Source organism: Empedobacter sp. UBA7620, from assembly GCF_002484185.1.
Classification (GTDB): domain Bacteria; phylum Bacteroidota; class Bacteroidia; order Flavobacteriales; family Weeksellaceae; genus Empedobacter; species Empedobacter falsenii_C.
This window is the reverse complement of record NZ_DLJI01000026.1, coordinates 53,344-68,000: the sequence shown is the minus strand read 5'-3', so window position 1 is coordinate 68,000 and position 14,657 is coordinate 53,344. Positions and strand designations below refer to the sequence as shown.

The following is a 14,657-nucleotide window of genomic DNA, read 5'->3' as shown; positions in this document are numbered from 1 at the left end:
ACATGAGTTCAAAATCAGAAAATTTCTTTGATTCAAAAGTACTAGGACATCCGTCGGGATTGTTCGTGCTTTTCTTTACAGAGATGTGGGAGCGTTTTTCATTCTACGGAATGCGCGTTTTATTAATTCAGTTTTTAACAGCTGCAGTTATTGGGTTAAATCCAGGTTGGGAATGGTCTATAGAAAAAGCAACCGCTTTATATGGAACATACGCAATGTTACTTTACATTACGCCCATCTTTGGAGGGATTATTGCCGATAAATACATAGGTTATCGTTGGGCAGTTGTAATTGGTGCGATTATTATGACTCTTGGTCATGCATTTATGGCTTTTGATACACCTATCTTTTTATATTTAGGATTGGCGTGTTTGGTTATCGGAACAGGATTCTTTAAACCAAATATGACATCTATCTTATCAGAAATGTACAAAGACTTTCCTGAGAAAAAGGATGGTGCTTATACAATTTTCTACATGGGAGTTAACGCTGGTGCATTCTTCGGAATGATGTTGTGTGGATTCTTAGCAGAAAAAGTTGGATGGCACTGGGGATTCGGTTTAGCTGGAATCTTCATGTTATTGGGTACATTACAGTTCTGGTTAGCAAAACCATTATTTGGGCATATCGGTGAAGTTCCTTCAAAAACAGGAAATCAAATTACTGCTGATGATGATACACCAAAATATGAGCCAGGAGAAAAACCAAATCCTTTTACAGTTTTAGATCAAATCTTAATCGTTATTATGACGCTTTTAGGATTAGGCTATGCGTTCAATGATCCGTTAAATGCAATTGGTGGAATTAACTTATTCCCATTCTCTATCGGAGGTTTATCAGGACAAAATGTCGTTATTTTAGTAGCATTGTTCTTGTTCTTCTTTGTGGTAATTCGTCGTTTGGCAAATTATACAAAAGTGGTTCGTGATCGTATGATTGCGGTAATTATTTTTGCTTTCTTCGTTATCTTCTTCTGGATGTCTTTCGAACAAGGAGCTACATCATTAGTAATCTTTGCGCGTGATAATACAGAACGTAACTTAATTGGAGGTGCTGCAATGGCATTCAACGTTTTCAATACATTATTAACAGTTGTTCCATTATTGTTCATCTCGTATGTATTGATTTTATTAGCAAAACAAACATTTAAAAAAGCGGCTTTATCTAATGTTGTTTTAGCGTTTACTTTCTTAGGAATTTGGGCTGCTGCAATTTGGATGTTAAACTATAACTGGACTTCTCACTCTTACGATGTTTCTTACCAAGCAATTGAAACGGCTAAATTAGACGACTCTGGTAAACAAGTGATGAACGAAGAAGGTCAACCTGTTTTTGATAAAACACCAGTTACGGCTTCTTATGTTGCAAATTCTACAGATAAAATTGTTACTGAAACAATTAATTTAGCTTCTCAAGACGCTTTAACAAAAGGTTCAGATATTAGCATTCACAAAGAAGGAGATAAATTTGTATTAGTTTCTCCAGAAAGTTTAGTGAAATTAGATACTGAATATAAAAATCAAAACAAACCATCTGAAGTTGTTCCTGCGAAAGTAGCAGAGATTAAAGATTCTCAAGTAGAAATTACCGTTTCTTGGTTCTCTACATTAAACTCTTTCTTCATCATTGCATTAGCTTCATTAGTTTCTCGTGTTTGGGATTCTAAATACAACCCATCAGCTTCTGTAAAATATGGTTTAGGATTAATCATTATGGCAATCGGATTCGGATTCTTAGCTTTCGGTTCTTACGGAATTTCAGAAGGCGTTCGCGTTTCTATCATCTGGTTAGTATTAGCTTATTTGTTCCATACATTGGGCGAGCTCTGTTTATCTCCAGTTGGACTTTCGTACGTATCAAAATTAGTTCCAGCACGTATGATTGCATTTATGTTCGGAATGTGGTACCTTGCAATTGCAATTGGTAACAAATTGGCAGCCATTTTAGGAGGTCAAATCGAAAATATTACAAAAGAATATTCGTTATCAACTTTCTTCTTAATTTTTACAATTGTACCAATTGTAGCAGGTTTAATCGTTATCGCATTAAATCCAGTTATGAAGAAATTGATGCACGGAGTTAAATAATAAAGATTGAAATTTATGAAATCAAGCTTAGCAATCGCTGCCCTAATTTTATCATCATTTCTTTTCGGACAAGAAATTAAATGGTTATCATTAGACGAAGCAACAAAGGAAATAAAAGCACATCCAGAAAAACCTGTATTGATTAATTTTTATACAACTTGGTGTGGATTCTGTAAGCGTTTGGACAAAGAAACTTTTACAGATAATAAAGTCGCAGATTATGTAAACAAAAATTATATTGCGGTAAAATTTGATGCAGAAACAAAGGATATGGTAAAATTTATGGGAATTCAGTATACATATATTGCGCCTGCTAAAGCGAATTATATGGCATATGCCTTTACAAACGGACAATTGAGTTATCCTGCAACTGTTTTGATGAACGGAAAAGGAGATATCAACAAAGTCGTTTTGGGTTATCGTAGTTCAACAGATTTCATAAACGATATCAAAATTTAATCGAGAAATAACCTTGTTGAGAGGTTTTCCATAAAACAGAATCAGAAGTTTTTTCGAGTTCTGTAACAATAGAAGGGTAGTTGCTGGCATCAGCAATTACCCTTTTTAAATTTTCATTATTTTCGAAAGGATAAAGCCTTGATTGATGAATTAACACATAAAAAGGAATATCAGAATGTTCTTCATTTAATAAGAGCTTAAATGACTTCGTTTCAATAGAATTTGGATGTTTGATAAAATGTTGATGTTTAAAGTCTGAATCATAAGAGTAGAAACTAACATCTTTTATTCTTTCGTGAATTTTATAAGGTTTAATAGTAAAATTATATGTTTTTTCATCCAAAGGATTTTCACTTAAAATTGCTAAACTTCGTTGATTTCTTATTCCGATAATACTATTTTTATATTGATTAAAAACGATCAATTCATTCGAATGATTGAGTTGATAAACTTGATAATATCGTTCAGATTCAATTAGAAATAAAGAAATTAAACAAACAAATAATGCTAGTTTAGATTTTTTTAGGAATAATGGTTTTGATGCATATAAAATAACGCCAATCAAAATCGCGGTAAATAAACTGATGTAAACATCTTTTGCAATAAACTTGAAGTTCGCTAACCAATAAATATATTGATTTGAGTAATAGATAAAATGATTGAAAATCCACGTATAGATTGGAATATTAAGATCAAAAATGATGAGAAGAATGCTAATTATACCGCCACAAATCATAAAAAAGGAAGCAGGAATCAAGACTAAATTTCCAAATAAAAACAATCCTGAAAATTGATTAAAATACAAGACCGAAATTGGTAAAGTTCCTAATTGAGCAGATAAACTTGTTTCAATCATAATCTTGATTTTCTTCAGGAAACTATTTTTAACTTTCCAATAATACTCAAAAATTGGATTGAGCCAAACAATGAAAAAGACCGCTGAAAAACTCAATTGAAAGCCAACATCAAACAAATAATTAGGTTGAAAAACTAGAATGATAAAAGCAGAAAGTGAAAGTGTGTGGAAAATATTTTTTGGTCGGTTGAGTAATTCGCTAATATAATAAATGGTAATCATCAACGCAGAACGAAAAACTGGCGGTTGTAATTCGACATAAAAAGCAAAGATCCAGATAAATATTAAGCTAATAATTATTCTAATTTTCCGACCTTGTTTTAGCTTTAATAATGGTTGTAAAATGAATTGTAAAATCATGTAAATCATCATCACATGTAAACCAGAAATGGATAAAATATGCACAACTCCTGTTGCTACATAACTTTGATTGAGTTCTTGCGAAAGCTCCGTTCTATCACCCAAAAGCATAGACGAAATAATCGCTCTACTTTCAAGGGAATAACCTTGTTCTGTTAGTTCTTTTCGAATCTTGACTTTCGATTTGGCAACCCAATTTCGAAATCCATTTCCTTCTTTGTGAATAGAAATAATTTCATTTGTAAAGATTTGAGAATAAATTCGTTTTCTGTTTAAGAAACGTTTATAATCAAATTGATATGGATTTAACGGTTTTTGGATTTCTCTTTTTTCTCCTAAAATTATGATTTCATCATTGGGATATAAAATTTGTTGTTGAGGTTTGATATGAAGTAAAATTTGCTCATTCGTTTCAATATCTTTTACAACGTAATTGGTATATTTTTCGGTAGAATTAGAACTATAAACGACTTTTAGTAAATGAATTCTCGAAACAGATTCGAAATCAATTTTTGAATGTCTATTATAATTTTGATGAATATAATAGCCTAAAATCATCGAAATGCCTAAAAAAGTGATTATATTTTGACGATTATTATTTTTTAACAAAGAGATAAAAAGTAGAATAATTAATGAAAAAAATATAATTCGTAAATTTGTAGCAGGAATTAATAATTCGGATAAAATTATTCCGATTGAGAAACAAATTGTTAGGGTAAAAAAGAGATACTTTTTCATCCTAATAATTTATAAATTTTTTTACAAATAGTAGGTTTTAATTATTTGTAAATGAATTGATTAAAAAAATAAAAAAATGAAGAAGATTCTTATATTAATTGTGTTATTTTTTACTCAAATGGCAATGGCTCAAATTGATGTAAAACTATCAATCACAAACCTTAAGAAAATGAAAGGAAATTTGGCTATAGAGTTTTATAGAAATGTAGAAAATTATACAAAAGGTCAAAATGCATTCAAAAAATTGTACGTTCCAGTTGCTGATATAGACAAGTATGAAACGGTTTTTAAAGATATTGAGCCAACATTTTATGCGGTAAAAGTGTATTTGGATACGAACAATAATAAACAGCTTGATAAAAGTTTTTTGGGTGTGCGTAAAGAACCGTATGGTTTTTCTAAGAATTTAGATCCTATTTTGCGTGAGCCAACTTTTGAGGAAGCCAAAGTGGATATGACTGAAGAAAATAATACAATTGTAATCAAATTAAACAATAACAAAGGCGAAGAATAATCTTCGTCTTTTTTTGTTAAAATTTAATTGAAAAACCTATATTCAATCCTAATAAAGAAGGATTTTTAGCATCTACATTTTTCAATGGATTTAGCATATATCTATAATTTGGTTCCAAATTTATACTTGATTTATTTGATAAATTATACTCTAACTTAACTCCAGCGTTAGCGCTATAACTCGAATTATTTAAGTTATTTGCTTCGCCTAATTTATAATTTGATCTTGTATTAGTATCAGCTAATGAAATAGAATTTTTCGTTACAGCAAAATAACTTCCTCCCGCTATTGCTAGAATATTGAATTTATCAAAACTTGCCAGTTTATATTCAATTTCTAATGGAACTTCGATGTAATGAACTTTTTGTTCCATAGTATTGGTTTCAGAAGACAACATGGTCATTGTCGTATGTGATGTATTATCACCTACAACTCGAATATTCGAATGATATGTGATATTGTTAGATGATTTTGGCATGCTTGCAGAAAGTGCATAAACACCTGTATTGATTCCCGAATTTATATTGGTTGTATTTTGTTCCAACTCAACTTTTGCAATTCCCGAACGAACATTTATCTTATCATTTAATCGAACAGAAACTTTTGCGCCATAAGCAACTGTAATGTTATTTTTGATGTTGTAATCATTAAATTCATTTGCTAAAATAGATTTTGATTCTAACACTTTTGTTGGATTGATGTACGAAGAAATCGTCAGAAGTGGAGATTTCTGTTTGATTTCTACTTTCTCTTTCTTTTTTTCCTCTTCTTGAAGAACTAATTCTAATGGTTTTTCTTCTAAAATTTTAGGATTAGTTTCTTTTTCAGAAACTTCATTTTTTGGATTGATTGAAGAATTATTTTGTACAAAATTATCTTTTTGAGTTGAATTCTTTTGAGATAATTCTAGTGTTTTATCTTCTTTTTGATTTGGAATTGTATTCGAAAATAAAGTTGATTCTCCAATTATATTTTCAAAATATGAACTTGAACTTTGAATTGTTTTTTGATTTGATTTAGAAGATTTTTTTACAGAAGAAACAATCTTATTATCAAAAGACTTTTCTTTTGTATGTTCAATATTATTCAAATCTTTTTTGATAGATTCTTTAGAAGTCGATTTCGTTTTTACAACTTCATTAGTCGGAGTATGATTAACGTTAACCGCATCATTTTGATTAAAATAATAAATAGAAATTCCCGTAACTAAACACGCTGCTGTAGAACCAATCCAATAAAATAAAGGAATGATGCGTTTTTTCTTTTCTTTCTCGTCTAATTTCTCTTGAATATTTTTCCAAGCATCCAAAGGAGGAAGTTGTGGTTGCGAGAGTTTATCTTTAATATGTTGATCAAATTTGTTCATCTTCTGTGACAGTTTTTAATTGATTGAGTTTTTGTTTTAATAAATTTCGTGCTCTTGATAAGTTTGATTTTGAAGTTCCAACCGAAATGGTCAGCATTTCTGCAATTTCTTGGTGCGAATATTCTTCAAAAACGTAGAGGTTAAAAACTTGCCTATATTGTGGTGGAAGATTATGAACGGCTTCTAACAACTGTTGATAATCAAAATCTTCTTCAACTTCGTCGTCATCTTCCTGTGTGATAATGAGATTTTCGAAATCTTCAAAAGGTAAATTATTCTTCTTTTTTAGTTTTTCTAAATTAAGATTTACCATTATTCGTTTCATCCAACCTTCAAAAGATCCTTCGAATTTGAATTGATTTATTTTATTGAAGATGTGAATAAAACCCTCTTGAAAAATATCTTGCGCATCTTCGTAATTTTCGGCATAACGAAGACATATCGAGAACAAAACAGGTGAAAACTCAACATAAATTTCTTCTTGAGCTTTTCTATTTTGTTCTTGACATTGCTTGATTAAAATTTCAAGAGAGTCACTATTCAAAACTTATTGGACTTTATTTTTCTTTGATATTTAACACAATTGAGACATAAATTGGTTCAGTTGAATTTGGTTTATTTCCCGTCCAAAATCTTAATGTGTACTCACCAGCTTCTTTAGGTGTAAACTTCAAAGTTTTTGTTTCGTACGAAGTATTTTGCGTGCAGTTTCCATTACTTTGACTTGCATAAACACCAATGTTGTGTTTAAAAGTTGTACTTCCTTGTAAAGAGCTAAATTGAATAAAATTTTGACAAGAATTTGTTTTTTCGTACGTTACTCGAATATTTGTAGTTTTTCCTACTGGCTGAATAGAGTCTTCATGAACATTAATTGCCGTTGTTGCTAAAAAACCATAATTCATATAATCTGAGTCATCATTATTTAAACAACTAAATGTTGATAAACCTAAAATACCTACCAAAGCAAACATGCTTAATCTTTTCATTAATTTCATTGTATGAGTTTTAATCGTTATAAAAATAAGATATAGATTTTAGAAAAGGTTGCGTGAAAGAAAAAAAATTAACATATAAAATAAGAAAATCCCCTTGAAAATCAAGAGGATTACCTTTGTTAGAATAGGTGTAAACTTTAATTAAGTCAATCCTGAAACATTTTAATAATTAGATCTGAATGACATCTATAGCTTACAAGATTAAAAAAACAATAAAAGGTTGCGTCAAACTTTTACTTTTTTTTAAATTATTTTTTTAAGTCCTCAATAATTAGTGAAGCGGTTCTTTCTGAAGCACCAATTCCACCAAGTTTATGATACAATTCTTCATAGCTTTTCATGATTTTTTCTCGTTTAGGAGAATTTAAAATTAAATCTAATTCTCGTTTGATATTTTCGTAAGTTAAATCATATTGAATTAACTCTTTCACTACTTCTTCGTCCATAATCAAGTTTACCAACGAAATAAAACGAATGTTTTTTACAACACGTTTTCCGATTTCGTACGAAATAGCATTTCCTTTGTAACAAACAACTTCTGGAACTTTCAGTAAAGCAGTTTCTAATGTTGCTGTTCCTGATGTAACCAAGGCTGCATGAGAAACTCGTAATAAATCATAGGTTCTATTCTCAACAATTTTCAAGTTGTTGCCTGCAATTTTTTTATAATTTTCGATTGGTTGAGATGGTGCACCAGCCACAACAAATTGATAATCGGGAAAATCTTTTTCCACTGAAAGCATCAAAGGTAATTTGACTTTAATTTCTTGAGTTCGGCTTCCAGGAAGTAAAGCAATAATTGGTCTTTCGTCTAAATTATGATCTTTTCTAAATTGTTGTTCATCAATTGGCGGAAGATTATTCAACGAATCTAATAATGGATTTCCGACAAAATCTACTTTGTAATTGTAACGTTGATAAAATTCTTCTTCGAACGGAAGAATCACAAACATTTTGTCGACAACTTTTTTGATTTTATGAACTCGACCAGTTTTCCAAGCCCAAATTTGTGGCGAAATATAATAGTAAATTTTAATTCCAAGACTTTTTACAAATTCAGCAATTCTGAGATTAAAACCAGGATAATCAACTAAAATAACTGCATCTGGCTGATAAGCTTCGATGTCTTTTTTAGCAACCGAAATATTTCCTAAAATCGTTCTCAAATTCATTACAACTTCAGCAAAACCCATAAACGCCAAATCTCTGTAATGTTTGACTAAAGTTCCGCCTTGCGTTTGCATCAAATCTCCTCCCCAAAATCTGAATTCAGCTTGTGGATCTTTTAATTTTAATTCTTTCATTAAGTTCGATGCGTGCAAATCGCCCGAAGCTTCACCTGCAATGATATAGTATTTCAATGGAAATCATTTTTCTTCTTACAAAGATAGGAGAAATCTATAAGTGGAGTAGATTTCAATGTTTTTTATTGCGTAAATTTACTCTTTCAAACAAAGAAAAATGTCAGACGAAATTATAAATAAAGTTGCCAATAGTAGTTTAGTAACAATTGATTTACAAGATTATTATCCTGATGGAGATCGTGTTGTTTTTGACTTGAAAGATTGGTTATATGAAGAATTGATTCTTAGAGAAAAGGATTTTAGAGAAAATCTGAAAAATCATGATTGGACACAATATCAAGATAAATATGTAGCGTTAACGTGTACTGCGGATGCGATTGTTCCGTCTTGGGCTTATTTGTTGGTCGCAACCTATTTGTCGCCAATCGCGAAACGAATTGTACATGGAAGTTTACAAGATTTGGATACGATTTTGTACACCGAAATTGTAGATCATTTGCCTTATGAAGATTATGTTGATGGAAAAATAATTGTGAAAGGTTGCTCGCACAAGCCAGTTCCCGATTCGGCTTATATTCAATTAATTGAACGTTTACAACCAATTGTAAGTTCGTTGATGTTTGGTGAAGCATGTAGCACTGTTCCGCTTTATAAAAAGAAGAAATAAAAAAAAATCCGCTCAACGAGCGGATTTTTTACACATGAATAAAATCGTAAAATACTTATTGATTAGTTCTGAAAACTAATTTATTATCTCCAGGTTTTTCTTCGAAATAATCGATTAAAACCGCATCATTATCATTTATTGTTCCTTTTAAAATTTCTTTTGAAAGTTCATTTAATACATCTTGTTGAATAACTCGTTTCAATGGTCTTGCTCCGAATTGAGGATCGTAGCCTTTTCTTGCTAAATAATCGACAGCTTCTGGCGTAATATCTAATGTAATATCGCGTTGTGCTAATTTCTTCGCAACTCCGCTTAAATAGATATTCACGATTCCAGAAATTTGATTTTCACTCAATGGACGGAACAAAATAATTTCATCAATACGATTCAAAAATTCTGGTCTAAAGTTTTGTTTCAATTCCTCAAAAACGACATCTTTTGTTTCATCATAAACTTGTGCCACATTATTTTCGTCAATGTTTGAGAATTTATCCAAAATCGTATGAGAACCAAAATTCGATGTCATAATGATAATCGTATTTTTAAAGTTAACCACACGACCTTTGTTGTCTGTCAAACGTCCGTCATCCAAAACTTGTAACAAAATATTGAAAACATCTGGATGTGCCTTCTCAATTTCGTCCAACAAAATAACTGAATAAGGACGGCGACGAACCGCTTCTGTTAACTGACCACCTTCGTCGTAACCAACGTAACCCGGAGGTGCCCCAACCAAGCGAGAAACTGCATGACGCTCCTGATATTCGGACATGTCGATACGAGTCATTGCATTTTCATCATCGAATAAGAACTCGGCTAAGGCTTTTGCCAACTCAGTTTTCCCAACACCAGTTGAACCTAAGAATAAGAACGAACCGATTGGTTTTCCTTCGTCACTAAGACCTGCACGAGAACGACGAATGGCATCAGAAACTGCTATAATTGCTTCTTCTTGACCTAAAACACGTTTGTGTAATTCGTTTTCTAAATTCAATAATTTTTCGCGATCAGATTGCATCATTTTCTGAGCCGGAACTCCTGTCCATTTCGATACAACTTCTGCAATATCATCCGCATCAACAAACTCTTTTACCAGTTTATTTTGTTTATTTTCTTCTAGATTATGTTCAGCTTCTTCTAAATTATTTTTTGCATTTACTAAATCTTCAAACTCTAATTTTGAGGCTTTTGCATAGTCGTAATCTCGTTTTGCACGCTCAATTTCGAATTTGATATTTTCGATAGATTTTCTTAAATCTTGAACTTCATCGGCACGATTTCTTTCCGCTTCCCATTTCGAATTCAATTGATTTCTTTCATCTTGAAGATTAGATAATTCTTCTTTTAAAAGATTCAATTTTTTCTCGTCATTTTCGCGTTTTATCGCTTCAATTTCGATTTCTAATTGAATAATTCTACGATCTAATTTATCTAAATCTTCTGGTTTAGAATTCATTTCCATTCTCAACTTAGAAGCTGCTTCGTCCATCAAATCGATGGCTTTATCTGGTAAAAAACGATCTGTAATATAACGTGTTGATAATTTTACAGCCGCAATAATTGCTTCGTCTTTAATTCCAATTTTATGGTGTTGCTCGTATTTATCTTTGATTCCACGCAAAATAGAAATAGCCGATTCTTCATCTGGTTCTTCTACCATTACTTTCTGGAAACGACGCTCTAAAGCTTTATCTTTTTCAAAATATTTTTGATATTCATTCAAAGTTGTAGCACCAATAGAGCGTAACTCTCCACGAGCCAAGGCAGGTTTTAGGATATTTGCAGCATCCATTGCGCCTTCTCCGCCACCACCAGCACCAACAAGTGTGTGAATTTCGTCGATAAATAAAATGATTTCACCATTAGAAGAAGTGACTTCTTTAACAACTGCTTTTAATCTTTCTTCGAACTCACCTTTGTATTTTGCTCCAGCCACCAAAGCTCCCATATCCAATGAAAAAATTTGTTTATTCAATAGATTTTCAGGAACATCACCGTCAATAATACGATGTGCTAATCCTTCTGCAATAGCGGTCTTACCAACACCTGGCTCACCAATAAGGATAGGATTATTTTTTGTACGACGAGATAGAATTTGTAAGACACGACGAATTTCTTCATCACGTCCAATTACAGGATCTAATTTTCCTTCTTTTGCTAAATCTGTTAAGTTTTTAGCGTATTTATTTAATGAATTATATGTTCCTTCTGCATTTTCAGAAGTTACTCTTTCTCCGTTTCTCAATTCTGTTACTAATTTTTTTGTGTTCTCGAATGTTACACCTCTATTTTTTAATAACTGACTAACAGGTGAACCATTCTTAATTATACCTAATAATAAATGCTCTAAGGTGATAAAATCATCGTTCATCTCTTTTGCAATTTCTTGTGCAGATTGCAAAATTTGGTTAGATGAATTGGAAAGATGATTTCCTTGTTGACCTTCTATTTTTGGATATTTATTGATTTCTAAATCCAACTCAGGTTTCAACATATCCATTTTTACACCTTGTTTTTCTAAGATTAATGATAACACGTTTTCATCAACATCTATCATTCCACCTAAAATATGAGCTGGTTCTATTGCTTGATTTTTTTGTGCAACTGCAATTTGCTGCGCTGCTTGAATCGCTTCACGACCCTTTATTGTAAATTGATTAAAATCCATTGGTTTTTAGTTTTTTATATTGGTTTTGTTTGGTGTATTTCATCAAAAAAAATTCCAAAGTAGAAATAAAACCTAAAAACTGACTTTTTGACTTTGTTGAATAAAAAAAGGAGACATTTTGTCAATATCTCCTTTCGTTTAAAAATTTTTATAGTATTTAAAATAAACCTTCTACTGATAAATAGCGTTCGCCAGTATCGTAGTTGACAGTTAATATTTTCGTGTTTTTGTCTACTTCATTCAAAGTTTTAGCAACTGCAGCCAATGAAGCACCTGTAGAAATTCCGACAAATATACCTTCTACTTTAGCCACTTTTTTTGCAAATTCAAATGCTTCTTCTTTTGTAATCTGAGTAGAAGAATCAACGATTGAAGTATCTAAATTAGTAGGAATAAATCCTGCTCCAATTCCTTGAATCGCGTGTGGACCAGGATTTCCTCCTGAAATGACAGGAGAATCTGTTGGTTCTACAGCGATAACTTTTGTTGAAGAGTTAACTTCTTTTAATGCTTTTCCAATTCCAGAAAGATGTCCGCCTGTTCCAACTCCTGTAATTAAATAATCAACTCCTTGTGGAAAATCTTCAAGGATTTCTTTTGCTGTTGTATTGTAATGGACTGTCGGATTCGAATTATTCTCAAATTGTTGCGGAACCCAAGCGCCTTCTATTGTTTCGGCTAATTCTTGTGCTTTTGCAATAGCGCCTTTCATTCCTAATTCTTTTGGAGTTAAAACAAATTCAGCACCATAAGCTTCCATAATTTTACGACGTTCAATTGACATCGATTCTGGCATTGTGATAATCATTTTGTAACCTTTTACAGCCGCAACAAATGATAAGCCAATTCCTGTATTACCCGAAGTAGGTTCTATAATTGTTCCTCCAGGTTTTAAAATTCCAGCTTTTTCAGCATCTTCAATCATTGCCAAAGCAATACGATCTTTTATTGATCCACCCGGATTTTGTTTTTCTACTTTAATATAAACGTTATGGTTAGGAAATAATTTATTCAGTTTAATAATTGGTGTATTTCCTATGGTTTCTAATACATTATTGTAAATCATTGTTGTAAGGTTTTAGATGATATAATTGATATGTTGTTCTTTTTTTTGTTTTTTTATTTGTGGTTGATTCTCTTGATAGACAACAGAATCTTCTTCTATACTTTCTGTAATCCAAACATTTCCGCCGACTACAGAATTTTTTCCAATAATTGTTGTTCCTCCCAAAATAGTTGCTCCAGCATAAATTGTGACATTATTTTCTATTGTTGGATGACGTTTTTTATTAGCCAAATTCTTCGAAACATAAAACGCTCCTAATGTTACGCCTTGGTAAATTTTCACATTATCACCAATCAATGTTGTTTCTCCAATGACAATTCCTGTACCATGATCGATATAAAAGTTTTTTCCAATTGAAGCACCAGGATGAATATCAATTCCAGTTTTAGAATGTGCATATTCGGAAAAAAAACGAGGAAGAATAGGCGTATTTAAATTGTAGAGAATATGTGCTAAACGATGAATTGCAATTGCAAAAAAACCAGGATAGGCTAAAATGATTTCAATTTCCGATTTAGATGCAGGATCATTTGCATAAAAAACAAAAATTAGTTCCTCTAATTCTTGTCTAAGTTGTGCAAATTGTTCAAAAAAATATAAACTAATTTGATTCGATTTCTCCTCAGGAACAATTTTTAACAAAATAGAATTGAATTGATTGAGTAAATCTTCTTTCTTGTACAAAGGATTTGGTTGTTGAAAAATCTCATCATAAATAATGGATTCTATCAAAGGTTCTACTTCTTGTTTTCTAAATGGTAAACTGTATTTCGTAAGCTGATTCATTCTTCAATCTATAAACTCTATAAAAATAGTAGACAAATGTATTCATTTTTTTATTCTTGAAGAAGAAATTGTCATAAAAATGACAAAAACCATAAAAATGCCTTCGTTTTTATTATTGCTATGTAAGCATAATAATACACTATTTTGACTTTTATGAATAAAATTTATAATTATTTATTTAAAAATATTTATTGAATTAAATGATTGATAATTAATGTTATAAATGAATTTTTATGTTTAAAAGAGATTATTTTTATAAAAAATAAAGCGTAGTGTTTTATTTACACTAAAAAATAGTTATTTTAGTGAAATAAATTTTAAAGGATAAAAATATGAAAAAATCAATTTTATTCGGATTATTCTTTATGTTGACATCTTTAATGTATGCGCAATCACCAATTGGAACTTGGAAAACAATTGATGATGAGACAAAACAGGCGAAGTCTTACGTAGAGATTTTCGAGAAAGATGGAAAACTTTATGGTAAAGTCACTAAGATTTTAACGAAAGGAAAAGAAGATGCAAAATGTACAGATTGTTCAGGAGCATTAAAAAATAAACCAATTTTAGGAATGCAAATTCTTTCTGGTCTTAAAAAAGATGGAAAAGAATGGAATGGTGGAAAAATCATTGATCCTAATAGTGGAAAGGAATACAAAGCAAAAATGTCTCTTAACGGAAATGATAAATTAGACGTAAGAGGTTTTATCGGGATTTCTCTTGTAGGAAGAACGCAAACTTGGCAACGAGTTAAATAAAAATCAAAACAAAAACGAAAAGGTTACTCT

The 14,657-nt window shown here is 31.1% G+C and carries 13 protein-coding genes; 5 read left to right on the top strand and 8 right to left on the bottom strand.

Translation table 11 applies throughout. From position 1 onward, the window contains the following. Positions 1–2: 2 nt before the first annotated feature. Together B2217_RS05640 and B2217_RS05635 are read left to right on the top strand one after the other, a co-directional pair. A complete protein-coding gene (locus tag B2217_RS05640) occupies positions 3–2,087 on the top strand; it encodes a peptide MFS transporter (RefSeq protein ID WP_180905446.1) in 2,085 nt (694 codons plus the stop codon). A 15-nt stretch (positions 2,088–2,102) separates the two neighbouring features. Then, the gene (locus B2217_RS05635; RefSeq protein ID WP_125348917.1) at positions 2,103–2,546 is read left to right on the top strand and encodes a thioredoxin family protein; all 444 of its coding nucleotides are present in this window, start codon (positions 2,103–2,105) and stop codon (positions 2,544–2,546) included. Here B2217_RS05635 and B2217_RS05630 read toward each other — a convergent pair. Beyond that, complete coding sequence (locus tag B2217_RS05630; RefSeq protein WP_291073566.1) at positions 2,536–4,500, bottom strand: ComEC/Rec2 family competence protein; 1,965 nt, start codon at positions 4,498–4,500, stop codon at positions 2,536–2,538. The genes B2217_RS05635 and B2217_RS05630 overlap by 11 nt on opposite strands. A 76-nt stretch (positions 4,501–4,576) precedes the next feature. Here B2217_RS05630 and B2217_RS05625 point away from each other — a divergent pair, with 76 nt between their 5' ends. Beyond that, positions 4,577–5,014: a DUF2141 domain-containing protein gene (locus tag B2217_RS05625; RefSeq protein ID WP_260391932.1), complete on the top strand. Its 438-nt coding sequence runs from the start codon at positions 4,577–4,579 to the stop codon at positions 5,012–5,014. Between the two features lie 16 nt (positions 5,015–5,030). Here B2217_RS05625 and B2217_RS05620 read toward each other — a convergent pair whose 3' ends face one another. The 4 genes from B2217_RS05620 to lpxB form a co-directional block, all read right to left on the bottom strand. Then, entirely contained in the window at positions 5,031–6,380 is a 1,350-nt protein-coding gene (locus tag B2217_RS05620) for a hypothetical protein (protein WP_280046182.1), read from the bottom strand. Continuing rightward, entirely contained in the window at positions 6,367–6,924 is a 558-nt protein-coding gene (locus B2217_RS05615) for an RNA polymerase sigma factor (RefSeq protein ID WP_038333274.1), read from the bottom strand. The genes B2217_RS05620 and B2217_RS05615 overlap by 14 nt, the downstream gene beginning before the upstream one ends. 13 nt (positions 6,925–6,937) lie before the next feature. Then, entirely contained in the window at positions 6,938–7,378 is a 441-nt protein-coding gene (locus B2217_RS05610; RefSeq protein WP_038333267.1) for a hypothetical protein, read from the bottom strand. Positions 7,379–7,626: 248 nt separating this feature from the next. Next, the gene (gene lpxB, locus B2217_RS05605; RefSeq protein ID WP_221855728.1) at positions 7,627–8,739 is read right to left on the bottom strand and encodes a lipid-A-disaccharide synthase; all 1,113 of its coding nucleotides are present in this window, start codon (positions 8,737–8,739) and stop codon (positions 7,627–7,629) included. Positions 8,740–8,839: 100 nt separating this feature from the next. On the opposite strand from lpxB, the gene B2217_RS05600 reads away from it, so the two are divergent. Further along, complete coding sequence (locus tag B2217_RS05600) at positions 8,840–9,349, top strand: DUF2480 family protein (protein WP_038333255.1); 510 nt, start codon at positions 8,840–8,842, stop codon at positions 9,347–9,349. A gap of 55 nt (positions 9,350–9,404) precedes the next feature. On the opposite strand, the gene clpB is transcribed toward B2217_RS05600, so the two are convergent. From clpB to epsC, 3 genes are all read right to left on the bottom strand, one after another. Next, the gene (clpB, locus tag B2217_RS05595) at positions 9,405–12,017 is read right to left on the bottom strand and encodes an ATP-dependent chaperone ClpB (protein ID WP_291122187.1); all 2,613 of its coding nucleotides are present in this window, start codon (positions 12,015–12,017) and stop codon (positions 9,405–9,407) included. A gap of 157 nt (positions 12,018–12,174) precedes the next feature. After that, positions 12,175–13,083 carry a cysteine synthase A gene (gene cysK / locus B2217_RS05590; RefSeq protein WP_038333247.1) on the bottom strand — a complete coding sequence of 303 codons (909 nt, stop codon included), beginning with the start codon at positions 13,081–13,083 and terminating at the stop codon, positions 12,175–12,177. Positions 13,084–13,095: 12 nt separating this feature from the next. Further along, complete coding sequence (epsC, locus tag B2217_RS05585; protein WP_125348924.1) at positions 13,096–13,869, bottom strand: serine O-acetyltransferase EpsC; 774 nt, start codon at positions 13,867–13,869, stop codon at positions 13,096–13,098. Between the two features lie 332 nt (positions 13,870–14,201). Between epsC and B2217_RS05580 the strand changes: the two genes are divergently transcribed. Then, positions 14,202–14,627: a DUF2147 domain-containing protein gene (locus B2217_RS05580; RefSeq protein ID WP_038333244.1), complete on the top strand. Its 426-nt coding sequence runs from the start codon at positions 14,202–14,204 to the stop codon at positions 14,625–14,627. The last annotated feature ends 30 nt before the right edge of the window (positions 14,628–14,657 follow it).